This window comes from Geobacillus sp. DSP4a, assembly GCF_013096875.1.
Taxonomy (GTDB): Bacteria; Bacillota; Bacilli; order Bacillales; family Anoxybacillaceae; genus Geobacillus; species Geobacillus thermophilus.
In genome coordinates, this window is the sequence record NZ_SDLD01000042.1 from 1 (window position 1) to 24,802 (window position 24,802).

Below are 24,802 nucleotides of genomic sequence, written 5' to 3' on the forward strand. Positions count from 1 at the left end.
GCAAGCTGGAAAAAGTTAAAAAGAGTTGAGCATGCTAGTACATTGTTAATTGAAAGGAGGAAGGGCGATTCCTCCCCGACTTTCGCTCTCGCTTAGAAGTCGGGGTCTCCTCGCCAAAGAAGATGAAGGGGTGTAATGCATGATCGAACAGCTGTCATGGAAGGTGGGCGGCCAGCAAGGGGAAGGAATTGAAAGTACAGGAGAAATTTTTTCCACCGCGCTGAACCGCCTCGGATATTACTTATATGGATACCGTCATTTTTCTTCACGCATCAAAGGGGGTCATACGAACAACAAAATCCGCGTCAGCACGAAGCCGGTGCGGGCGGTCGCAGACGATTTGGACATCTTGGTGGCGTTTGACCAAGAGACGATTGACTTCAACTTTCACGAGCTGCACAGCGGCGGCATCGTCATGGCGGACGCCAAGTTCAATCCGGTCATTCCGGAGCGGGAAGGGGTCGTCCTTTATGCCGTTCCGTTTACTGATATCGCCACAAGCCTTGGCAACTCGCTCATGAAAAACATGGTTGCCATCGGCGCGACGAGTGCAGTGCTCGGATTGGATCCGGCCGTGTTCGAAAGCGTTGTCGCCGACACGTTTGGCCGCAAAGGGGCGCAAGTCGTCGAGAAAAACATGGAAGCGATCCGCGCCGGAGCCGAATATATGAAAGAGCAGTTGGGCGGGCGCGCCGAACCTATGAAACTGGCAAAAGCGGACGGCAAACAGCGGATGTTCATGATCGGCAACGACGCGATCGCCTTGGGCGCCTTGGCCGGCGGGGCGCGCTTTATGGCGGCGTATCCGATCACCCCCGCCTCGGAAATTATGGAGTATTTAATTAAAAAGCTTCCGGATCTCGGCGGCACGGTCATCCAAACAGAAGACGAAATCGCCGCCTGCACGATGGCGATCGGCGCCAACTACGCCGGCGCCCGGGCGTTCACCGCTTCCGCTGGTCCGGGTCTGTCGCTCATGGCTGAAGCGATCGGCTTAGCCGGAATGACAGAAACGCCGCTTGTTGTGGTTGACACGCAGCGCGGCGGCCCGAGCACCGGCTTGCCGACGAAGCAAGAACAATCGGACTTGCTTGCGATGATTTACGGCACGCACGGGGAAATCCCGAAAATCGTCATGGCGCCAAGCACGGTTGAAGAAGCGTTTTATGACATGGCAGAAGCGTTCAACTTGGCTGAAGAATATCAGTGTCCGGTCATTTTCTTGTCGGATTTGCAGCTGTCGCTCGGCAAACAAACGGTCGAGCCGCTCGATTACGACCGGATCGAGATTCGCCGCGGCAAACTCGTCAGCGAGGAATTGCCGCCGCTTCCGGGCAAAGACAACTTCAAACGATATGAGGTGACGCCGGACGGCATTTCGCCGCGGGTGCTGCCGGGAACGAAACACGGCATCCACCACGTCACCGGGGTCGAGCATGCCGAAACGGGCCGCCCGTCGGAAACGGCAGCGAACCGCCGGACGCAAATGGAAAAGCGGCTGCGCAAACTCGAGCACATCCACTTCCCGACGCCGGTGCACAAACAACTCCGCCACGAAGAACCGGATTTGCTCCTTGTTGGCTTTTTATCGACGCGCGGAGCGATTGAGGAAGCGATCGAACGCCTCGAGCAGGACGGTGTTAAAGTCAACCATGCGCACATCCGCCTGCTTCATCCGTTCCCGGTTGACGACGTGCGGCCGCTTGTCGAAAAAGCGAAGCGGGTCGTCGTCGTTGAGCAAAACGCGACCGGGCAATTGGCAAGCTTGTTGAAAATGCATGTCGGGCATGCGGACAAAATCGCCAGCGTCTTGAAATTTGACGGCAATCCGTTTTTGCCGGGCGATGTCTATACTAAATGCAAGGAGTTGTTAGCACAATGGCCACCTTTAAAGATTTCCGCAATGATGTGAAGCCAAACTGGTGTCCGGGCTGCGGCGACTTTTCCGTTCAGGCCGCCATTCAGCGCGCCGCCGCCAACCTCGGTTTGGAGCCGCACGAACTCGCGGTCATTTCCGGGATCGGCTGCTCCGGCCGCATTTCCGGCTACATTCATTCCTATGGGTTTCACGGCACGCACGGCCGCGCCTTGCCGCTCGCCCAAGGGGTGAAAATGGCGAACCGCAACTTGACGGTCATCGCCGCCGGCGGCGACGGCGATGGGTTTGCGATCGGCATGGGGCATACGGTTCATGCCATTCGCCGCAACATTGACATCACGTATATCGTCATGGACAACCAAATTTACGGGCTGACAAAAGGCCAAACATCGCCTCGCAGCGCCGCCGGGTTTCAAACGAAAAGTACGCCGCAAGGGTCGATCGAGCCGGCGTTGTCGCCGCTTGAAATCGCGTTAAGCGCCGGAGCGACGTTTGTGGCGCAAAGCTTTTCAAGCGACCTAAAAGAGTTGACAAGCTTAATTGAAGAAGGCATCAAACATAAAGGATTTTCCCTCATTAACGTCTTCAGCCCGTGCGTCACGTACAATAAAGTCAACACGTACGAATGGTTTAAAGAGCGGCTGGTGAAAGTGAGCGACATTGAAGGGTACGACCCGTCCGACCGGGCGATGGCGATGCAGACGGTGATGAAATACGACGGGCTTGTCACCGGGCTCATTTACCAAAATAAAGAGCAAAAATCATACCAAGAACTCGTCCCGGGCTACCGTGATACACCGCTTGCTGAAGCCGATTTGAAATTGAGCAAAGAAAAGTTTGCCGAGCTTGTAGCAGAGTTTATGTAACATATAGAAAGATTGGAAGTGATTCACACCCGATGGGGGGCTTGCCTCATCGGGCGTTTTTTGTTATCATAACGTGTTCCGGACATCCGGAATAAATCCCATTGTGTTTCATGACGGTTGACGCTATACTATGGTAGTGTGTGATGGAAGAAATTTGCGAGGAAGGCGGGCGGCCAACAAAGCGCCTGCGATCTACATTATTACGAATGAGGAAAGGAGATTGCGATGAACGAAAAACAACGGTTGGAACAAACAGCGCAAATTGAGACGGCAAGCCATCCAGCGGACAGAAAATCCGCCTTGGACCGGCTGAAGGAAAAAACGACGAAAGACTACGAGAAATATTTCACGAAAGTGTTTTTGCCGCCGAATTTGAAAGAAGCGAAAAAGCGCGGCAAAGAGGAAGTTCAATATGTAAAAGACTTTGCGATTCCGGACGAGTTCCGCGGCATGGGGCGCGGGCGGAAGTTTTACATCCGCACATACGGCTGCCAGATGAACGAACATGATACGGAAGTGATGGCCGGCATTTTCATGGCGCTCGGCTATGAGCCGACCGACCGTCCGGAAGAGGCAAACGTCATTTTGCTCAACACGTGCGCGATCCGTGAAAACGCGGAAAACAAAGTGTTCGGCGAGCTCGGCTACTTAAAGCCGCTCAAAACGACCAATCCGGACTTGCTTCTTGGCGTGTGCGGCTGTATGTCGCAAGAAGAAGCGGTCGTTAATAAAATTTTAAAGCAATACCAATATGTTGATATGATTTTCGGCACGCACAACATCCATCGACTTCCTTACATTTTGCATGAAGCATATATGTCAAAAGAAATGGTTGTCGAGGTGTGGTCGAAAGAAGGCGACGTTGTCGAAAACTTGCCGAAAGCGCGAAAAGGCCGCATTAAAGCATGGGTCAATATTATGTACGGCTGTGACAAGTTTTGCACGTATTGCATCGTTCCGTATACGCGCGGCAAGGAGCGAAGCCGCCGTCCGGAAGACATCATCCAAGAAGTGCGCCAGCTCGCCGCCCAAGGCTATAAAGAAATCACGCTGCTTGGGCAAAACGTCAACGCTTACGGGAAAGACTTCACCGACATCCAGTACGGCCTTGGCGATTTAATGGATGAGCTGCGCAAAATTGACATTGCCCGCATCCGCTTCACAACGAGCCATCCGCGCGACTTTGACGACCGGCTCATCGAAGTGCTCGCCAAACGCGGCAACTTGGTTGAGCATATCCATCTGCCGGTGCAATCGGGCAGCACAGAAATTTTAAAAATGATGGGCCGCAAATATACGCGCGAGGAGTACTTGGAGCTCGTCCGCAAAATTAAAGCCGCCATTCCGGACGTCGCGTTGACGACGGACATCATCGTCGGCTTCCCGAACGAGACGGACGAGCAGTTTGAAGAAACGCTGTCGCTTTACCGCGAAGTGGAGTTTGATTCAGCGTATACGTTCATTTACTCGCCGCGCGAAGGCACGCCGGCGGCGAACATGAAGGACAACGTGCCGATGGAAGTGAAAAAAGAGCGGCTCAAGCGGCTCAACGACCTTGTTCAAGAAATCGCGGCCAAGAAAATGAAGCAATACGAAGGCCAAGTCGTCGAAGTGCTCGTCGAAGGCGAAAGCAAAACGAACCCGGACGTGCTGGCCGGCTACACACGCAAAAACAAGCTCGTCCACTTCGTCGGCCCCAAATCGCTCATTGGCCAATTGGTCAACGTGCGCATTACAGAAGCGAAAACGTGGACGCTGACGGGCGAATTCGTGAATGAAGCGATCGAGGTGAACTGATATGGCGAAATATACGCGGGATGAAGTGCTGGCGCAGGCGAAGCAGTTGGCGAAAATGATCGCCGAAACCGAGGAAGTCGACTTTTTCAAACGAGCGGAGGAAAAAATCCACCAAAATGAAAAAGTGCGCACATTGATCAACGAACTAAAATCGCTGCAAAAACAAGCCGTCAACTTGCAACACTACGGCAAACATGAGGCGCTCAAGCAGGTCGAGGCCAAAATTGACGCCATTTACGAGCAGCTCGAACAAATTCCGATCGTGGGCGAGTTCCAGCAGTCGCAAGCTGAGGTGAACGACCTGCTTCAGCTCGTCGCCTCGACGATTTCGAATACGGTGACCGATGAAATTCTCGCTTCGACGGGCGGCGATGTGCTGCGCGGCGAAACAGGTGCTGCCCTTCGCTACAACAAGCACGGCGGCTGCCATTAATGGCATGCGGCTCAAAAGCGTCCTTTGGGGCGCTTTTTTTCTTATGGGCGCGCTCTCCCTTTCCCCGGAACCGCGGGCGGCTGCCTGGCGGCAAAAAAGAAGGCACATCGAACGGAGCAGGCGCATACAATGAACTATACGGAATAATGATTCATTTGCTGTGCACATTAGCGGAGATGGCGCATAGGATGAAATGAAGATTCATTTGAGGAGGGTTCCGTTCGATGTCTGAATACAGAGAAATTATTACGAAAGCCGTTGTCGGCAAAGGCCGCAAGTTTACACAATCGACCCATACGGTGACGGCGCCGAACCGCCCGTCAAGCATTCTTGGCTGCTGGATCATCAACCACCGTTATGAAGCGAAAAAATGCGATAAAACGGTCGAAATTCACGGCCATTATGACATCAACGTCTGGTATTCGTACAACCACAATACAAAAACCGAAGTCGTCACCGAAACAGTGTCGTATACGGACGTCGTCAAATTAAAATATCGCGACAAAGATCATTTAATCAGCGATGACACCGATGTCATCGTCCGCGTCATCCAGCAGCCGAACTGCCTCGAATGCACGATTTCGCCAAACGGCAATAAAATCGTTGTCGATGTTGAGCGGGAGTTTGTCGCCGAAGTGATCGGCGAAACGAAGGTGTGCGTTGCCATCAATCCGGAAGGATGCGGCAAGGACGACGATTTTTGCGACGAGGATGACCTTGATGAAGAATTAGAAGATTTAAGCCCGGATTTGCTGCTTGGCGAAGAAGAGTAAAACTAGGAAATTTCTTTCCTAGTTTTTTCTTTTGCCGCTTGTTATAATAGTAGCGCAATCAACGGCCGGCGGGGCCGAAAAGGTTGGGGAGAAGCGATGCCATCGTACACACCGATGATCCAGCAATATTTGCACATTAAAGCGCAATATCCGGACGCGTTTTTATTTTTCCGGCTTGGCGATTTTTACGAACTGTTTTTTGACGACGCCATCAAGGCGGCGCAAGAGCTGGAAATTACATTAACAAGCCGCGACGGCGGCGATGAACGGGTGCCGATGTGCGGGGTGCCGTACCATTCGGCGCAAGGATATATTGAACAGTTAATCGAAAAGGGATATAAAGTCGCCATTTGCGAACAAGTCGAAGACCCGAAAACGGCCAAAGGCGTCGTTCGCCGTGAAGTGGTGCAGCTCATCACCCCAGGGACGCTCATGGAAGGCAAAGGGCTCACCGAGAAGGAAAACCACTACTTGGCGGCGCTCACGCCGTTTGCTGATGGTACATACGGATTGGCTTACGCCGATTTGTCGACCGGCGAGATTCGGCTCACGCTTCTTTCTTCGTGGGAGGAAACGGCAAACGAATTGCACGCCGTTGGAGCGCGGGAGATCATCGTTGCCACAGACAGCGGCGAAGAGTGGGTGCGCGAGCTGAAAGAGCGGTACGGGGCGGCGGTCTCTTATGAGGACGACACATCGCTATGCGACGAATGGAACGGCGTCATCGGCCATGTGGCGCAAGAAAAGCTGCGGCAGGCCGCAGCCCGTTTGCTTCATTACCTCGTCCGCACGCAAAAGCGGCGGCTCGATCATTTGCAGCCGGCTGAGTTGTATCAAGTTGACCACTATATGAAAATGGACCGACATTCCAAGCTGCATTTGGAATTGGTCGAAACGGTGCGGTCAAAAGGAAGGAAAGGCTCGTTGTTATGGCTTTTGGATGAAACGGTGACAGCGATGGGTGGGCGGCTCTTAAAACAATGGCTGGACCGGCCGCTCATTGATCGGCGCGAAATCGAACGGCGCCTCGATTTTGTGGAAACGTTGAAAACGAGCTATTTTGAACGGCAGGAGCTGCGCGACAGGCTGCGCGGCGTTTACGACATTGAGCGCCTTGTCGGCCGTGTCTCCTACGGCAACGCCAATGCCCGCGATCTCGTGCAGCTGAAAAAGTCGCTTCTTCAAGTGCCGGCGCTCCGTCAGACGGTCGGCGCGCTGCCGCTCGCTGAAGCGGACAAGCTGTGCGAGCGCCTTGACCCGTGCGAAGAGCTCGTCGATTTGCTCGAGCGCTCGATTCAAGAACAGCCGCCGCTTTCCGTCAAAGAAGGGAACCTCATCAAAGACGGGTATGACAAGCAGCTCGACCGCTACCGCGATGCGAGCCGCAACGGCAAAGCGTGGATCGCTGAACTTGAGGCGAAGGAGCGGGAAGCGACCGGCATCAAATCGCTCAAAGTCGGCTACAACCGAGTGTTTGGCTACTATATTGAAGTGACAAAGCCCAATCTCCCCCTTGTTCCGGAAGGACGTTACGAGCGGAAGCAGACGCTCGCCAACGCCGAGCGGTTTATCACCCCGGAGTTGAAGGAAAAAGAGGCGCTCATTTTGGAGGCGGAAGAAAAAAGCATCGAACTCGAATATGAACTGTTTGTCGCCATTCGCGAGCAGGTGAAGCAATACATCCCGCGCCTGCAGACGTTGGCGAAAGCCATTGCCGAGCTTGATGTGCTTCAATCATTCGCAACGATCAGCGACGAGTATCGCTACGTGCGTCCGCAGTTTTCCACGGAGCGCGTCTTGGTGATTCAAGGCGGCCGCCACCCGGTTGTCGAAAAAGTGCTCGGCGCGCAAATGTACGTGCCGAATGACTGCTACATGAACCGCGAGCGGGAAATGCTGCTCATCACTGGACCGAACATGGCTGGAAAAAGCACGTACATGCGGCAAGTGGCGCTCACCGCCATCATGGCGCAAATCGGCTGCTTCGTCCCGGCCGAGCGGGCGGTGCTGCCGATTTTTGATCAAGTGTTCACCCGCATCGGCGCTGCTGACGACCTGTCGGCAGGACAAAGCACGTTTATGGTCGAGATGCTCGAAGCGCGCCGCGCCATCGCTCATGCGACGCAAAACAGCCTCATTTTATTTGATGAAATCGGGCGCGGCACATCGACATACGACGGCATGGCGCTCGCCCAAGCGATCATTGAGTATATTCATGACCATATCGGTGCGAAAACACTATTTAGCACCCACTACCATGAACTCACCGCCTTGGAGCGTTCGCTCCCGCGGCTTTCGAACGTCCATGCCCGCGCCATCGAGGAAAACGGCAAAGTCGTCTTTTTGCATCAAATCGCCGACGGGCCGGCCGACAAGAGCTACGGCATTCACGTCGCCGAACTGGCCGGGCTGCCGGCTTCGCTCATTGAACGCGCGCGGGCCATTTTAGCGGAACTGGAGAAAGAGGCGGGAAAACAGGAAGCCGCCGCAGGCAGGATGGACGATGGCGCTTTGGCGGAAGCGGGTTTGGCTTTTCAGGGGAACGAAGCGTTAGACGTCAGCAGCAAGGTTGAGCACGAGAAGGCCTCCCGTCCGTCAGCCGGCGCGGCGCGGGATGGCGTTTTGGCGGAAGCGGCGTTTGAGCAGCTGAGCATGTTTCCTGACCTTGCCCCGGCGCCTGTGGAGCCGCCGCTTTCAAGCAAAGAGAAAAAGGCGCTCGCGGCGCTGAAAGAGATCAATTTGCTCGAGATGACGCCGCTTGAGGCGCTCAACAAACTGTATGAACTGCAAAAGCTCCTCAAGTAAAGGAGGGAGGCCCGATGGGACGCATCCGCAAGCTCGATGACCTGCTGGCAAACAAAATCGCCGCCGGCGAGGTCGTCGAGCGGCCGGCTTCGGTCGTCAAGGAGTTGGTGGAAAACGCCATTGATGCCCATAGTACGGTCATCAACATCGAGCTTGAAGAGGCGGGAATGGCGAAAATCCGCGTCATCGACAACGGCGATGGCATGGAGGAAGACGACTGCTTGCTCGCTTTTGAACGTCATGCGACAAGCAAAATTCACAACGAGCACGATTTGTTCCGCATCCGCACGCTCGGGTTCCGCGGTGAGGCGCTGCCGAGCATCGCTTCTGTATCCGAAGTGGAGCTGACGACCGGCACGGGCAGCGGACCGGGAACGAAGCTTGTGCTTCAAGGCGGCGCACTCGTCTCCCGCGAGCGGGCGGCGGGGCGCAAAGGGACGGATATTACCGTATCGAACTTGTTTTTCAACACCCCAGCGCGCTTGAAATATATGAAAACGATCCACACCGAGCTCGGCCATGCGGCCGACGTCGTCAACCGGTTGGCGCTCGCCCATCCGGACGTATCATTTCGCCTCCGCCACCAGGGCAAAACATTGCTTGCCACCAATGGCAGCGGCGATGTCCGGCACGTGCTCGCCGCTATTTACGGCGCCGAGACGGCGAGACAAATGATCCCCATCGAAGCGGAATCGCTCGATTTTACCGTTCGCGGCTACATTTCGCCGCCGGACGTGACGCGCGCCTCGCGCAACTACATCTCGCTTGTTGTCAATGGCCGCTATGTGCGCAGCGTGCCGCTCATAAAAGCGATTGAAGCCGGCTACCATACGCTCTTGCCGATCGGCCGCTATCCGATTGTGTTTTTATCCATTGAAATGGATCCGGTGCTTGTCGATGTCAACGTCCATCCGGCAAAGCTCGAAGTCCGCTTTAGCAAGGAAGCAGAGCTGAATGAGCTCGTCACAGACGCCATCCGCCAGGCATTTCGCGAGCGGACGCTCATTCCGTCCGTATCTGCCGACAGCAAGCTGGCAAAACCAAAGGCGGAGCAGGCGGCTTGGACGTTCACTCATCGCGTCCGCGAGCCGTCTGTCTTATCGAGCGACATCGGCGGCGGGGAAGATGCGACCGCCCCTTTTGCGCCGCTAACCGGTGACGCACCGGCTGAGCGGCCATCCGCGGCTGTGCGGACGGATGAATGGGGAATACCGGACGAACATGGGCCCGCTTTCGAGCGAAAGCAGGAGGAAGAGGTGGGAGAAGAACGGCGTGCCCTCCGCTTGCCGACAGATGGGCAAGCGGAAGATAAAGCGGCGGCCGATCGCCTGCCGCCGCTTTATCCGATTGGACAATTGCATGGGACGTACATTTTGGCGGAGAACGAACATGGGCTGTATATGATCGATCAGCATGCGGCTCAAGAGCGGATCAACTATGAATATTTCCGGGAAAAACTCGGCGAAGCCACGAAGGAAGTGCAGGAGCTGCTCGTTCCGTTGATGTTTGAATATCCAGCCGACGAGTACGAGCGGATCGCCGCCTGCCGCAATGAGCTGGCGCGCTGCGGTGTGTTTCTTGAGCCGTTTGGGCCGCGGGCGTTTCTCGTTCGCTCCCATCCGACGTGGTTTCCGAAAGGGAGAGAAAGGGAAATCATCGAGGAAATGATCGAACAAGTGTTGGCGGCCAAAACGGTCGACATCAAGCAATTGCGCGAACAAGCGGCGATCTTAATGAGCTGCAAGCGCGCCATTAAAGCAAACCAACATTTGCGCCAGGATGAACTGTTCGCTTTGCTTGAGGCGCTGCGGCAGACGACGGACCCATTTACTTGTCCCCACGGCCGGCCGATCATCGTTCATTTTTCGACATATGAAATTGAAAAACTATTTAAACGGGTGATGTAGCCTGCGCCCCCTTTGTGCGACAAAGGGGGCGCTTTTTGTAATCGTTTTGTAATCTACTTTTATTCTTTCTGTTACAGACGGATTGCTTTGATTTTACTATAATGGCTCATGTGTAGGAATACGTGGTGAATTTTGTAGAGTGATAGCGAATTTTGTATAAACATGGATACATAAAGATGGATACATCGACGTCATAGGGGGATGCAGCATGAAAAAAACGATTATATTGACAAGCACGTTGATCGGTTCCTTGTTGGCCGGCCACGCGGCATCGGCGGCGAGCTATACGGTGCAAAAAGGCGATACGCTTTGGAAGATTGCCCGGCAATCCGGCACGACGGTCGCAGCGTTAAAGCAAGAAAACGATTTGTCTTCGGATTTGATTTTTCCCGGACAAGTATTGCGCGTCAATGAGCCAAATGAATCGAACGAATCTTCTTCGAATACATATACGGTCGAGCCTGGTGATACGCTAAGAGGAATCGCCCGCAAGTTTGGCACGACTGTGGATGCGTTGCTCAAGCTCAATCCAAGCATTACGAACCCAGACTTCATTCGCGCCGGGCAGAGGCTGCAAGTAGCAGGGAAACAGGAACGTTCCAATACATACAATGTGCAGCCGGCAGCCGTGCCGACAAGCGGCCGGTATATCGTGCAGGCGGGGGATACGCTGCTTGGGATTGCGAACAAGTTTCAAACGACGGTCGACCGTCTATTGGCACTGAATCCACAAATTACAAACCCGAACACCATCCGCATTGGCCAAGCCATTAAAGTGGCGGGCGGAACGACTGATGTCCGGGAGGCCAAGCAGCAAGTATCGGCCGCCAACTCGGCTGCCACTGAGTCGTCCGCATCGCTTGCCGACCGAATCATCGATATTGCGGAAAAATATTTAGGGGCGCGTTATTTGTACGGAGCAAGCCCGTCGCGCACCGATGTGTTTGACTGCTCATCGTTTACGATGCGCGTTTTTGGCGAAGTCGGCATTTCGCTGCCGCGCACATCCATCGCTCAGGCGCAAGCGGGAAGAACGGTGTCGTTTGGCCAGTTGCAAAAAGGCGATCTCGTCTTTTTTGATACCGATTCGAACGGCACAATCAACCACGTCGGCATTTATGCTGGCAACGGGCAAATGATCAACGCCACCGTTTCGCTCGGTGTCACGTATTCGTCGCTGACGTCATCCTATTGGAAAACGCGGTATGTAAAAGCGGTTCGGGTCATCAACTAAATGAAAGACGATTAACGCAGCTGTTCGTGCGAAGCCTTAGGCGCTTCGGTGAACAGCTTTTTTGTTGCTCGTGCGAGTGAAAGCCGAATCCAAAAAAGATGCAGGATGATGCCGCGGAAAACGGGTTAGCGGTTTTGAGGCTTTCTGCTTTTAAGGCAACAAAAAACAGCAACAAGTACAAATATATAGATGCAATTTGAAGATTTACCATTTGCAGCTTTTATCGACTGTCAGGCGACCGAACAACGCCGCTTCACAGACCCATATATGGGTCTGTGAAGCAGGTGGTTGTTCGGTCTTCCGTCACGCCTTGGCGTGACGGGGCAAGCCTATGGCTTGCCTTCGACAGTCGAAAATGGACAAACCGCTTTTCCGTCAAGGATATGTTAAACTTCTTCGTTGCATCTATATAGTCCGGCTTTCTGGCGCGTATCATTTGGTGCCATGATGATTCATCATGTAAAATAAGATATTCATAGGTGATTAAATAAGGAGGCTCATTGAGAAAATCCAGTTGATTTTCTCAATGAAGCAGGCCTTTTCATCAAAGATGGCAAAAGAGCCAAAAAAACCCTAAACATTGTCTGTGATCATCCGATAATGTAGATGGAACAACATACTGATTCACAGACGGAGGACTTGCCAATGAACATGAAAATGACCGTGCGCAAAAAACTGCTGGCTGGCTTCGGCCTCGTCTACGTGTTGATCGCGCTGCTAGTCGGGTTTTCTTATTACGAAATTTCGACTTTTGACCGTACATACACCGATGTGATCGACAAACGGGTGACGAAGCTTGTCAATGCCAAAGAGCTTGAAGTATTGATCCGCCGCGAGGTCGGCAGCATGCGCGGCTATTTGTTGACTGGCGATGAGACGTTAAGGAAAAACTTTGAAAAAGCGCATGGGGAGTACAAGAAAATAAGCGAAAAGCTTGCGGCGGAGCTGACGCGGGAAGAAACGAAACAGCTGCTTGCCGAGCTCGATTTGCTTGAACAGCAGTTTTACGAACTTGGGCAAAAAACGTTCGACTTAAAAGCGCAAAACAAACCGGAGCAGTACATCGCCCTTGTGACCACAACAGGGCTCGACTTAACAACCCAATTTGATGAAAAGGTGAATCAATTGGTCGCTCTCCAGCAGCGGGAAATGAAGGAAGCTAATGATGATGCGAGCGCATCGGCGGCTGCGGTCCAGCGGCTGATCATCATCGTCGGCTTGTTGACGGCGGCGGCTGGAGCGACCGTCAGCTATTACATCAGCCGCTCGCTTTCCCGCCCGCTATTGGTGCTGTCGGATGCGGCTGGTCGGATCGCTGCCGGCGATTTAACCAAGACGAAAACCGGCGTCCGCAACCGGGACGAAATCGGCGAGCTGGCCGCTTCGTTTGAACAAATGGCCCAAAATTTGCGCGAAGTGCTAAAGGAAGTGGCGCAAAACGCCGAGCAAGTCGCCGCTTCGTCGGAGGAGCTGGCAGCGAGCGCCGAACAGACGAGCAAGGCGACCGAGCAAATCGCCATGACGATTCAGGGCGTTGCTTCCGGCATGGACAAGCAAATGCAAAGCGTGGAAGAAACGTCCGCCGCCGTCGATTCGATGTCTGAGAGAATCGAGCAAATTTCCGGACGGGCGCAAAGCGTGTCCGCCATCGCTAGTGAGGCGTCGAGACAAGCGGCTGAGGGCGGGCAAACGATCGAGGCGGGCGTCGCGCAAATGAACAAAGTGAACGATACGGTCGAGCGGCTGGCTGACCTCATTAAAGGGCTTGGCCACCGTTCCGAGCAAATCGGCTCCATCATCGAAGCGATCCGCAATATTGCGGCGCAGACGAATTTGCTTGCGTTAAATGCCGCGATTGAGGCGGCGCGCGCCGGGGAGCACGGGCGCGGCTTTGCCGTCGTCGCCGATGAGGTGCGCAAACTCGCCGAGCAGTCGGCGGAATCGGCGCAGCAAATCGCCGAGCTGATCGCCGCTATTCAAGACGAAACGGCTCGTGCCGTCCAATCGATGGAGTCGGTCGTCCATGAGGTGGTGAGCGGAACGGGGGTCATTCGCGCTTCCGGGGAAACATTTGCCCGCATTCGCACTGCCGTCGATGAAGTCGCTGTGCAAATTCGCGACGTATCGTCGGCGGTCAGCGAGATGGCCGCTTCTTCCGAGCAAATCGCCCGCTCTGTCCGGCTTGTCGCTGATGTGGCCGAATCGACGTCCGCCGGCGCCCAGGAAGTGTCGGCGGCGACCGAAGAACAGTTGGCGTCGATGGAGGAAATTTCGGCTTCGGCCGCGTCGTTGTCGAAAATGGCAGACGATTTGCAGTCGATTGTCAGCAAGTTTTCGTTGTGATGGCCATGGAGACGGCTGCTGCGGCAGCCGGCCCGTTTTGTGGCGGAAAAGGCGCCGATATAACACGATCATCACCATCCCAGCCTTAACAGCCCTCGGTATTGTTTATGCGCGGTCTCATTTGTGCGGAATAAACGACACGTTAAAAGAGTCAGCGCCAAGAAAAAGGGCGGAAAAGCAAAAGAGGCCTAGCGGACGGTGAAAGCCTTTTGCGGCGTTCACTTTTTTGGCGTTCGGCGCGGCAACGGAAAGAACGGCAATTTTTCGTGCTGTGATGTATAAAACGGCAGACAGATGGCGAAAACGTAGGAAAGAAATTGTTTCATGCGTTGCCGTTTTTATGTATAATGGTGGTTGATATGAGTTCAGCAATAGAAAGCAGTGGCGCACCATGGCAGAAAAAGTCGTTGTCATTGTCGGGCCGACGGCGGTCGGCAAAACGAGGCTCGGCATCGCCTTGGCGAAAAAGCTGGGCGGGGAGATCATCAGCGGCGATTCGATGCAAATTTACAAAGGAATGAACATCGGCACCGCGAAAGTAAAGCCGGATGAAATGGACGGGATTCCGCACCATTTGCTTGACATTAAAGAGCCGTGTGAACCGTTTTCCGTCGTTGAATTTCAGCGGCTTTGCCGCGCCCTCATCGCCGACATTTCCGCGCGCGGCCGGCTGCCGATCATCGTCGGCGGCACCGGGCTGTACATTCAGGCGGCCATTTACGACTACCAGTTTTCCGACGCTCCTTCCGACGAAGCGTACCGGCGGGCTCTTCGGCAGCTGGCGGCTGAACAAGGGGTCGAAGCGCTCCATCGGCAGCTTGAGGCGGTTGATCCGGAAAGTGCGGCGCGCATTCACCCGCGTAACGTCCGCCGCGTCATCCGCGCCTTGGAGGTGTATCACTCGACCGGAAAACCGTTCAGCGAATGGCAGCGAGGCCAACAAAAACAGCTGTTGTATGAAGCGGCCATCATTGGGCTGACGGCGGAGCGGAGCGTGCTTTACCGGCGGATCAACGAGCGGGTCGATCAAATGATTGCCGAAGGGTTGGTGGACGAGGCGAGAGCGCTTTACGACCGCGGCTTTCGCGATTGCCAGGCGGTGCAGGCGATTGGCTACAAAGAGCTGTACGATTATTTTGACGGCCGCGTCTCCCTGGAGGAAGCGGTCGAGCAGCTGAAGCAAAATTCACGCCGTTATGCGAAGCGACAGCTGACATGGTTTCGCAACCAAATGCCGGTCGAATGGTTTGACATGACGGACGCCAAGATGTTCACCGCTAGAGTGGAGGAAATTTTTCGCTACATAGCAGGAAAGCTTCGACTCGAAGCGAATATATAAACCATATCTTTAGAGAGAAAAGAGGAGGACGTTCCATGAAAACGACGATCAACATTCAAGACCAGTTTTTAAACCAGCTGCGCAAAGAAAGCATCCAAGTCACGGTTTTCTTATTGAACGGCTTCCAGCTGCGCGGGTATATTAAAGGATTTGACAATTTCACCGTGCTTTTGGAAGTGCAAGGAAAACAACAGCTCATCTACAAACACGCCATTTCAACGTTTGCGCCGGAGCGGAACATCCAGTTTGAAACCGAGCACCAGTAATGCCGACGGTACATACGCCGCCGAGAGAAGACGCCTTTCCTAATGGGGGGCGTCTTTTTCGATGCCCGTCGGTCTGCACCTTGTTCCCGTTCCGCTGTTCCGTTGATCTGAGCGGCTTTTTCAATTTGAATGCGTAAACGGCTGTTTTTTTGAATAAAAATATACAAACTTTTCCCGCTGCGACCGGCCGGTTGTTCGCTTGGGCGATTGTCACGGATCGGCGGCGGCGTACGTATACTAATAGCAAAAGCGCGAGGCGCCGGCAGTGAATGCGGAACGTGTGCGGATGGCAGAAAACGGGAAGCGAGGTGACGCCCTTTGTCGGAATTGACGATGAACAAGGCGAAAGGGCAAATTAATATTGTGCTCAATTCGAAAACGGTCAACCATTTAGTAAAAGACGAGCGGAACGATTGGCTCGACGGCGAAGAGCATCAGGCGCTTCGCAACATCCAGAAAGAACTTGACCAATTGATCGGGCTCGATCATGTCAAAAAAATTGTCAAGGAAATTTACGCCTGGTTGTACATTAACCGGATGCGCAAAGAAAACGGCTTAAAAGCGAACCGCCAGGCGCTCCATATGATTTTTAAAGGCAATCCCGGCACGGGAAAAACGACGGTGGCGCGCCTGCTCGGCAAACTGTTTTTTGAGATGAACGTCCTGTCGAAAGGACACTTTATTGAGGCTGAGCGGGCCGATTTGGTGGGAGAATATATCGGGCATACGGCGAGCAAAACGCGCGATTTGATCAAAAAAGCGCGCGGCGGCATTTTGTTTATCGATGAGGCGTATTCGCTCGCCCGCGGCGGGGAAAAAGACTTTGGCAAGGAAGCGATCGATACGCTTGTGAAAGGAATGGAAGACTATTGCGACGATTTGGTCGTCATTTTAGCCGGCTATCCGAAAGAAATGGACTATTTTTTATCGTTGAACCCAGGGTTGCCGTCGCGCTTTCCGCTGACGATCGAGTTTCCGGACTATACCGTCGAAGAGCTCGTGCAAATCGCCAAACAAATGCTGCGTGAGCGCGAATACGACATGACGCCGGAAGCCGAGCGGAAACTGTACGTCCACCTCGAGGGGACGCTTGAGACCGCCGGACGCCTCAAATTCAGCAACGGCCGCTATGTGCGCAATTTGATCGAAAAAGCGATCCGCAAGCAGGCGGTCCGTCTTCTGCACGAAGGGCGCTATGACAAAAAAGAGCTGATGACGATCCGCGACCGCGATTTCGTCTTCCATGCGTAAAACGAAAGGGGTCTCCTTTTCGTTTTTTTTGTGCCGTAAAAAGAGGAATGCCGGCCAAAAGAGCGAATACATAAACAACGGGGGCATATGCACTAAATTATTTGAATTGTCTGTCTATGGGATCCGCCCGCCCTCTGTCGAGACACGAAAAAGGGGGAGAAGGCGTTTGTACGTGACGATTGGAGAGATGTTTTCCCAAACAGTGCGAAAGTTTCCGGACCGGGAAGCGGTTGTCGAAGTGGCGACCGGGCGCCGCTATACGTACGCCGAATGGGAGCGGGAGGTCAACCGGTGGGCGAATGCGTTTCAGGAAGCCGGCGTGCGCAAAGGCGACCGCGTCTCCACCGTTTTGTACAACACGCTTGAATTGGCCACCGCGCTGTTTGCCTGCGCCAAAATCGGCGCCGTGTTCAATCCGATCAACTTCCGGTTGAAAGCGGAAGAAATCGCCTATATTTTGACGGACGCCGAGCCGAAAATCGTCCTGTTTGAACGGGCGGTTGAGCGGGAGCTGGCCGCGATTCATGATCGTTTTCCGCACATCGCCTTTTGGTCGATCGATCGCGATCCGCCGCCGTTTGCCAAAAGCGCCCATGAACAGGCGGAGCGGGCCCGGGAGGAAGCGCCGTCCGTTCGGGTGGAAGAGGGTGATTTGTACGCCATTATGTATACAAGCGGCACAACGGGACGTCCAAAAGGAGTGATGCACCGTCACCGCGACATGATCGAGCAAAGCGTCCTTTGCCATGGGGTGATGCGCATCCGCGAGACGGACCGCGGACTGGCGGCAGCGCCTCTGTTCCATTGCGCCGAGCTGCATTGCTGCTTGCTGCCGCGCGTGCATGCCGGAGCGGCGAGCGTCATTTTGCACCATTTTGACGCCAAGCTCGTGCTTGAAACGATCGAACGGGAGCGGATTACGATCATGTTTGGAGCCCCGACGATGTGGAACATGATCTTGCAGGAGAATGTAAGCGGTTACGATTTATCTTCGCTTCGCCTCGGCCTATACGGCGCCGCTCCGATGGCTCCAGCGCTTGTCAGGCAATGCCAAGAGCAGCTCGGCATCGAGCTGATTCAAGCGTACGGCATGACGGAAATGGGGCCGGCGGTGACGTTTTTGTTGGAAGACGAGCAGCTGAAAAAAGCCGGTTCCGCTGGACGCGCCTGCCTGAACCATGAGATCCGCGTCGTCCGTGCGCGTGAGGACGGGCCGTCCGACCCGGACGAGGTGCTGCCGCCATATGAAGTCGGCGAAATTGTGATGCGCGGGCCGTGCATGATGGCCGGCTACTACAAGCGCGAGGAAGCGACGGAAAAAGCGCTGTACAAAGGCTGGTATCATTCGGGTGATCTCGGCTACCTTGATGAAGACGGCTACTTGTATGTCGCCGACCGTGTCGATGACATGGTGATCAGCGGCGGGGAAAACGTCTATCCGCGCGAAGTCGAGGACGTGTTGTACGAACATCCGAAAGTGCTTGATGCCGCCGTGCTCGGCGAGCCGGACGAGCTGTGGGGCGAAAAGGTCGTTGCGTTTGTCGTCAAAAAGGACATCAGCCTCACCGCCGATGAGCTCGAGCAGTTTTGCAAGACGAGCGACCGCCTCGCTCCCTATAAGCGGCCGCGCGCCTACTATTTCGTTGACGCCTTGCCGCGCAACGCGAGCGGCAAAATTCAAAAGTTTTTGCTGCGCGAACAGCTGAAAAAACAGGCGACGGGCGGAACAGAGAAAAAGTGACCGAACAGAAGAGAGGGATGAACGGGTGACGGCTCGCTATTTGCGTGAGGAGCACCATATGTTCCGCGCGGCGTTTCGCAAGTTTTTGGAAAAAGAAGCGTACCCGCATTATAACGATTGGGAGAAGCGCGGCATCATTCCGCGGTCGTTTTGGGCAAAGATGGGCGAGAACGGCTTTCTTTGCCCATGGGTCGATGAAGCGTATGGGGGGCTAAACGCCGATTTTGCCTATTCGGTTGTCATCAATGAAGAACTAGAAAAAGTTGGATCGAGCCTCGTCGGCATCGGCTTGCACAACGACATTGTCACGCCGTATATCGCATCGTACGGAACCGAGGAGCAAAAACAAAAATGGCTGCCAAAATGCGTCACCGGCGAGCTCATTACGGCGATCGCCATGACTGAGCCGGGGGCGGGTTCGGATTTGGCGAACATTTCAACGACGGCCATTAAAGAGGGCGATTATTACATCGTCAACGGGCAAAAAACGTTTATCACGAACGGCATTCATGCCGACTTGATCGTTGTCGCCTGCAAAACCGACCCGCAGGCAAAGCCGCCGCACCGCGGCATCAGCCTGCTCGTCGTGGAGCGGGATACGCCGGGGTTTACGCGCGGTCGGAAGCTCGAGAAAGTCGGGCTGCACGCCCAAGATACCGCCGAACTGTTTTTCCAAGATGCGAAAGTGCCGGCATATAATTTGCTCGGCGAGGAAGGAAAAGGATTTTACTACTTGATGGAAAAGCTCCAGCAAGAGCGGTTGGTCGTCGCCATCGCCGCCCAAACGGCAGCGGAAGTGATGTTTTCCTTGACGAAGCAATATGTCAAACAGCGCACGGCGTTCGGCAAACGGGTGGGCGAGTTTCAGACCGTCCAGTTCCGCCTTGCCGAGATGGCGACGGAAATCGCCCTTGGCCGCACGTTTGTCGACCGCGTCATTGAAGAGCATATGGCGGGAAAACAGATCGTCACGGAAGTGTCGATGGCGAAATGGTGGATTACCGAGATGGCAAAACGTGTCGCGGCCGAGGCGATGCAGCTGCACGGCGGTTATGGTTATATGGAAGAATATGAGATCGCCCGGCGCTATCGCGACATTCCCGTAAGTGCCGTTTACGCTGGGACGAACGAGATGATGAAAACAATCATCGCCCGGCAGCTAGATTTGTAGAGAGAGGGAAAGATATGCTTCGTGGCATTGTAGTCGTTGATTTTTCCCATTACTTGCCGGGCCCATTTGCCAGCTGGCGGCTCGCCGCCCGCGCCGATGTAGTGATCGAAAGCTTCCGCCCCGGGGTGATGGCGCGGCTTGGGCTCGGCTACGACGACGTGCGCCGCGACAACGAACGGATCATTTACTGCTCGATCAGCGGCTTTGGCCAACAGAGCGGGCGCTCGCTGCTCGGAAGCCATGATTTAAACTACATGGCGCTCTCCGGCTTGTTGGCGCAGCTCGCCGATGAACGCGGCCGCCCGGTTCATCCGAAGATCACGCTTACCGATTTTATCGGCGGCATGGCGGCGGCCGAGCGCATTTTGGCTGCCCTCTTTGCACGCGAGCGAACCGGCAAAGGCGCCCATCTTGATGTTTCGCTTGTCGATGGTTTGGCGTCGATGATGGCCGGCCACTTTGCCATTGAACACGGCGGCGGACCGAAGACCGGTCTTTCCGAGTTGTCTGGGGAGGTGGTGTGCTACCAGCTGTATGAGACAAAAGACGGCCACTACATGAGTTTGGCGGCGCTCGAGCCGCACTTTTGGCGGCAATTTTGCGAAATGGTCGGCCATCTGGAATGGATTGCGGCGCAATGGGCGCCGGCGCGGCCGGGAGAAGCGGTATATGATGGGCTTGTCGCCTTGTTCCGTGAAAAGACATTGGATGAGTGGATCGCGTTCGCCGAGACGGTCGACGCCTGCCTTGCCCCGGTGCTGGAGACGGGTGAGGCGAAGGCGCTGTTTGCTGACGGCCGGCTCCGCCATCTCGTCCGGCTGCGGCCGGATGGCGCGTGGACGGCGGCGCATGGGCCGGACGGCCAATGGGGCGGCGGGGAGCCGCCTAAAGTCAATGAACATGCGCATTTGGTAAAGGGGGAGGAATGACCGATGATGAAAACACCGTTAAACATTTCCATGATGCTTGAGCGGGCGGAGTTGTTTTTCCCAAAAAAGCAAGTCGTTTCGCGCATGAAAGGAGGCGTCGTCCGCCATACATACAAGGAGATCGGCGAGCGGACGCGGCGGTTGTCAAGCGTATTGAAACAGCTCGGCGTCGAGGTCGGCGACCGCGTCGGCACGTTCGCGTGGAACCATCACCGCCATTTGGAAGCGTATTTTGCCATTCCCGGCATTGGAGCGGTGCTCCATACGATCAACATCCGCCTCTCGCCGCAGCATATCTCTTACATCATCAACCACGCCGATGACCGTGTGCTGCTGATCGATGATGATTTGCTGCCGGCCATTGAAGCGATCAAGGACGAGATCCCGAACGTACGCGCTTTCATCGTCATGACCGATGCCGACGAGCTGCCGGAAACAACGTTGTCACCAGTGTACCATTACGAGAAACTGCTTGCCGAGGGCGATCCAACATTTCCGTTCTTGAAAGACCTCGATGAATACCAACCGGCCGGTATGTGCTATACGTCGGCGACAACGGGTAATCCGAAAGGGGTTGTGTATACGCACCGGAGCACCGTTCTGCATGCGATGGTGCTCGGGCTGGCTGACACGCAAGGGCTGTGCGAGCGCGACGTCGTCATGCCGGTCGTGCCGATGTTCCATGTCAACGCGTGGGGGCTGCCGTTTGCCGCCACGTGGTTCGGTTCGACGATCGTTATGCCGGGCCCGGCGTTTACACCGAAAGTGCTTGCCGAGCTCATTGACGCCGAACGGGTGACGATCACCGCCGGCGTGCCGACGATTTGGCTTGGGCTTTTGCAAGAGTTGGAGAAAGGAAACTATGACGTCAGCAGCCTGACGCGCGTCATTTGCGGCGGTTCAGCCGCGCCGAAAGGGATCATCCGCGCGTTTGAAGAAAAATACGGCATTCCGTTCATTCACGCGTACGGCATGACGGAGACGAGTCCGCTGGTGCTCGTCTCGCGCCCGAAAAGCTATCAAGACGGGCTGTCGTACGAGGAGAAACTGGATATTCGCGCCAAACAAGGGTTGCTTGCGCCAGGGCTTGAGATGAAAGTGATCGGCCAAAACGGGCCGGTTCGTTGGGACAGGCAGGAAATGGGCGAGCTTTGCTTGCGCGGGCCGTGGATCGCCGCCGAATATTACAACGATGAGCGCACGAAAGACTCGTTCCGCGACGGCTGGCTCCATACCGGCGATGTCGTCACCATCGACGAAGAAGGGTTTGTGAAAATCGTCGACCGGACGAAGGATGTCATTAAAAGCGGCGGCGAATGGATTTCATCGGTTGATTTGGAGAATGCGCTCATGGCCCATGAGGCGGTGTTCGAAGCGGCGGTCGTCGCTGTGCCGCATCCGAAATGGCAAGAGCGCCCGATTGCCTGCGTCGTGCTGAAAGAAGGCAAAAGTGTGACGAAGGAAGAGCTGTACGACTTTTTGCGCCCGCAATTTACGAAATGGTGGCTGCCGGATGACATTGTGTTTCTCGATGAAATTCCGAAAACGAGCGTCGGCAAGTTTTTAAAGCGGAAGCTGCGCGATGAGATGGCAGCGCGCTATGCCGATGCGGCGAAGGAGTAAAGGAGGCGGACACCGTGGCAGACACCATTGCGGTCATCGGCGCCGGGGTGATGGGAAGCGGCATCGCGCAAACGGCGGCGATGGCGGGAAAAACAACAAGGGGGAGAAAATGGTGCGTGAAGCAGTCATTGTCGAAGCGGTCAGGACGCCGGTCGGCAAGCGCAACGGCGTTTTCCGCGATGTTCATCCGGTGCATCTCGCTGCGGCCGTGCTCGATGAAGTCGTGCGCCGGGCGGGCATTGAAAAGCGGATGGTTGAAGACATCGTCATGGGCTGCGTGACGCCGATCGCCGAACAAGGATACAAACATCGGCCGGCTCGCGGCGCTTGAGGCCGGATTCCCGATCGAAGTGCCGGCCGTGCAAATCAACCGGATGTGCGGCTCGGGGCAGCAGGCGATTCATTTCGCCGCCCAGGAAATCCGCTCCGGCGATATGGATGTTACGATCGCCGCCGGAGTCGAGAGCATGACGAAAGTGCCGATTTTAAGCGATGGCAACGAACGGACGATTCCGCCGTCGCTGCATGAAAAATACGAATTCATCCACCAAGGCGTCTCGGCTGAGCGGATCGCCAAAAAATACGGCCTGACGCGCGCGGAACTCGACGCCTACGCGTACGAAAGCCATCAGCGTTCCTTGGCGCCATTGCGCTTGGCCATCCGCTCGGCGCCACTTTTGCGAAGCTCATGACATCGCTTGTTCATGAACTGGAACGGCGCGGCGGCCGCTATGGGCTATTGACGATTTGCATCGGCCACGGGATGGCGACGGCGACGATCATTGAGCGGGAGTAAGGGCAACGTGCGGAAAAACATTTGTTTGACACACACTCGACAGCGGGGGCGCCCGCTGTTTTTTCTGTCATGACGAGAAAATAAAAATATGGGACGGAACTGGAGCGATGTGATAAGATGAAAGAAAAGCAAGTGAAAGGGGAAGCGCAGTGCAGAAGGAGAAGCCGTTTTACACGTATCGCGACATTGAACATTGGGAAGGAAATTGGGAACTGATCGATGGTGTTCCCTATTTATTGGCGTCTCCGTCGTTTGAGCACCAGTATGTGGTCGGACAACTGCACCTTGCATTGGCTTCGTATTTTCAGGCGCGCGGCTGTCATGTTATTCTTGCCCCGTTTAATGTTCAGCTTGATCCTGAAGAGCCGGAACGGATGGCGAAAACGGTTGTTCAGCCGGATTTATCAGTCGTTTGTCGGGTTGAGCAAATCGGGAATCGGCGAATGAAAGGGGCTCCCGATCTCGTTGTGGAAGTGCTGTCGCCAAGCACCGCCCTGCGCGATCGAAACCAGAAATACTATTTATACGAAAAATATAGGGTGCATGAATATTGGATGGTAGACCCCAGCAATCGAACGATCGAAGTGCTCAGCTGGCAAGATGGACGATTCGAGCAGCGAGCGGTTTTCGGGCCAAGCGATGAGCTGGTTTCGTTTTGGCAACCGGATTTGACGGTTCCACTCGCCCCTGTGTTTCCTCCGGAAGAAAGCGATGTGTAGCTGATGGAGAACAACCTTGTTTGGCTGCCATCTCTGGAAATAACGGCTTCGCTTTTGGTGTCAGCAGCAGAAAGAAGAAAGCAAAGGGGATCGATGTCATGAAGCAAGCCTTTCTCGCTTCCTTCTATTTATCCCTTGCCGCTGGCATTTGGGGCGGGATGTATGTGGTGAGCAAATACGTGTTGGACTACATTCCGCCGTTTACGCTCGTCTGGCTGCGCTACGCCGTCGCCTTGATCGTGCTGGGCGCCGTCGCCGTGGCGAAACGCGAGCGCCCCCCAAAGAACGGGCGTGACTGGGGAATGATTATCACGGTCGGGATCATCGGCTACGTCGTTTCCATTTCCTTGCAGTTTGTCGGCACGAAATGGTCGAACGCCCATACCGCTTCGCTCATCACCGCCTCGACGCCGGCGTTTGTCGTTTTGTTTGCCCGCTGGCTGATTGGTGAGGCGCTCACATGGCGGAAGCTTGGCGCGCTCCTATTGGCGACATTCGGCGTCATCGTCATCGTCGGCTTAGGAGTCGGAGAAGAATCAACGTTTCTTGGCAACGTTTGCTTAGTCGGCGCGGCGGTCACTTGGGCGCTGTTGTCGGTGCTGGTGAAAATGGCGTCGGCTCGCCTGTCCGTGTTTTCGGTCACTACGTATGCCATTTTTGTGGCATTCATTGGCATGACGCCGATGATGCTTGCCGAAGGGCCGGGGCTTGCTGCAAGCCATTGGAGCGTTCCCGTCGCCCTTGGGGTGTTGTATCTTGGCGTTGTATCGACAGCGGGGGCATTTTTTCTTTGGAACAAAGGGGGGGCTGACCCAAAACGCGAATGCGTTTTGGGATCAGCCCCCACTTTTTTGCCTCAAATATAGAAGAATCGCCCTTTTTTCTGGTAGAATAGAGTCACCAAAACCACTACCACCGAAAGAAGGGCGA

Annotated in this window: 19 protein-coding genes and 2 pseudogenes; all 21 read left to right on the forward strand. The window is 54.9% G+C overall.

From position 1 onward, the window contains the following. Positions 1-139 precede the first annotated feature (139 nt). On the forward strand, positions 140-1,912 hold the full coding sequence (locus tag ETC02_RS13515) for a 2-oxoacid:acceptor oxidoreductase subunit alpha (protein WP_050368532.1): 1,773 nt from the start codon (positions 140-142) through the stop codon (positions 1,910-1,912). Beyond that, positions 1,879-2,745, forward strand: a complete 867-nt coding sequence (locus ETC02_RS13520; RefSeq protein ID WP_033012168.1) for a 2-oxoacid:ferredoxin oxidoreductase subunit beta — start codon at positions 1,879-1,881, stop codon at positions 2,743-2,745. Before ETC02_RS13515 ends, ETC02_RS13520 begins: the two co-directional genes overlap by 34 nt. Before the next feature lie 225 nt (positions 2,746-2,970). Further along, the gene (gene miaB / locus ETC02_RS13525) at positions 2,971-4,542 is read left to right on the forward strand and encodes a tRNA (N6-isopentenyl adenosine(37)-C2)-methylthiotransferase MiaB (RefSeq protein WP_050368533.1); all 1,572 of its coding nucleotides are present in this window, start codon (positions 2,971-2,973) and stop codon (positions 4,540-4,542) included. A gap of 1 nt (position 4,543) precedes the next feature. After that, positions 4,544-4,975: a YlbF/YmcA family competence regulator gene (locus ETC02_RS13530; RefSeq protein ID WP_033012165.1), complete on the forward strand. Its 432-nt coding sequence runs from the start codon at positions 4,544-4,546 to the stop codon at positions 4,973-4,975. Positions 4,976-5,199: 224 nt separating this feature from the next. Then, complete coding sequence (locus tag ETC02_RS13535; RefSeq protein WP_015374452.1) at positions 5,200-5,748, forward strand: outer spore coat protein CotE; 549 nt, start codon at positions 5,200-5,202, stop codon at positions 5,746-5,748. 96 nt (positions 5,749-5,844) lie between these two features. Further along, the gene (gene mutS / locus ETC02_RS13540) at positions 5,845-8,553 is read left to right on the forward strand and encodes a DNA mismatch repair protein MutS (protein ID WP_063211499.1); all 2,709 of its coding nucleotides are present in this window, start codon (positions 5,845-5,847) and stop codon (positions 8,551-8,553) included. Between the two features lie 14 nt (positions 8,554-8,567). Next, positions 8,568-10,460, forward strand: a complete 1,893-nt coding sequence (mutL, locus tag ETC02_RS13545; protein ID WP_050368535.1) for a DNA mismatch repair endonuclease MutL — start codon at positions 8,568-8,570, stop codon at positions 10,458-10,460. A 208-nt stretch (positions 10,461-10,668) separates the two neighbouring features. Beyond that, a complete protein-coding gene (locus tag ETC02_RS13550; protein ID WP_050368536.1) occupies positions 10,669-11,694 on the forward strand; it encodes a C40 family peptidase in 1,026 nt (341 codons plus the stop codon). A 645-nt stretch (positions 11,695-12,339) separates the two neighbouring features. Next, a complete protein-coding gene (locus ETC02_RS13555) occupies positions 12,340-14,037 on the forward strand; it encodes a methyl-accepting chemotaxis protein (RefSeq protein WP_063211498.1) in 1,698 nt (565 codons plus the stop codon). Positions 14,038-14,428: 391 nt separating this feature from the next. Further along, positions 14,429-15,376 carry a tRNA (adenosine(37)-N6)-dimethylallyltransferase MiaA gene (gene miaA / locus ETC02_RS13560; RefSeq protein ID WP_050368539.1) on the forward strand — a complete coding sequence of 316 codons (948 nt, stop codon included), beginning with the start codon at positions 14,429-14,431 and terminating at the stop codon, positions 15,374-15,376. 35 nt (positions 15,377-15,411) lie between these two features. Further along, on the forward strand, positions 15,412-15,642 hold the full coding sequence (hfq, locus tag ETC02_RS13565) for an RNA chaperone Hfq (RefSeq protein WP_033012148.1): 231 nt from the start codon (positions 15,412-15,414) through the stop codon (positions 15,640-15,642). Between the two features lie 318 nt (positions 15,643-15,960). Next, a complete protein-coding gene (gene spoVK, locus ETC02_RS13570; RefSeq protein WP_033012147.1) occupies positions 15,961-16,893 on the forward strand; it encodes a stage V sporulation protein K in 933 nt (310 codons plus the stop codon). 166 nt (positions 16,894-17,059) lie between these two features. Further along, positions 17,060-18,634 (forward strand): fatty acid--CoA ligase, encoded by a 1,575-nt coding sequence (locus ETC02_RS13575; RefSeq protein ID WP_050368540.1) that lies wholly within the window; start codon positions 17,060-17,062, stop codon positions 18,632-18,634. Between the two features lie 25 nt (positions 18,635-18,659). Next, a complete protein-coding gene (locus ETC02_RS13580; protein WP_050368541.1) occupies positions 18,660-19,805 on the forward strand; it encodes an acyl-CoA dehydrogenase family protein in 1,146 nt (381 codons plus the stop codon). A gap of 14 nt (positions 19,806-19,819) precedes the next feature. Then, positions 19,820-20,734 carry a CaiB/BaiF CoA transferase family protein gene (locus ETC02_RS13585; protein ID WP_050368542.1) on the forward strand — a complete coding sequence of 305 codons (915 nt, stop codon included), beginning with the start codon at positions 19,820-19,822 and terminating at the stop codon, positions 20,732-20,734. A gap of 3 nt (positions 20,735-20,737) precedes the next feature. Beyond that, entirely contained in the window at positions 20,738-22,357 is a 1,620-nt protein-coding gene (locus tag ETC02_RS13590) for a long-chain fatty acid--CoA ligase (RefSeq protein ID WP_050368543.1), read from the forward strand. A gap of 14 nt (positions 22,358-22,371) precedes the next feature. Beyond that, positions 22,372-22,452, forward strand: a pseudogene (locus ETC02_RS18110) (3-hydroxyacyl-CoA dehydrogenase NAD-binding domain-containing protein); the annotation flags it as partial. 17 nt (positions 22,453-22,469) lie between these two features. Then, positions 22,470-22,998 (forward strand): annotated as a pseudogene (locus ETC02_RS13600) (thiolase family protein); the annotation flags it as partial. A gap of 47 nt (positions 22,999-23,045) precedes the next feature. Next, positions 23,046-23,153: a hypothetical protein gene (locus ETC02_RS18610; RefSeq protein WP_483299732.1), complete on the forward strand. Its 108-nt coding sequence runs from the start codon at positions 23,046-23,048 to the stop codon at positions 23,151-23,153. A 149-nt stretch (positions 23,154-23,302) separates the two neighbouring features. Next, entirely contained in the window at positions 23,303-23,872 is a 570-nt protein-coding gene (locus ETC02_RS13605; protein ID WP_171698350.1) for a Uma2 family endonuclease, read from the forward strand. Positions 23,873-23,970: 98 nt separating this feature from the next. Beyond that, complete coding sequence (locus tag ETC02_RS13610; protein WP_253264153.1) at positions 23,971-24,738, forward strand: DMT family transporter; 768 nt, start codon at positions 23,971-23,973, stop codon at positions 24,736-24,738. Positions 24,739-24,802 lie beyond the last annotated feature (64 nt).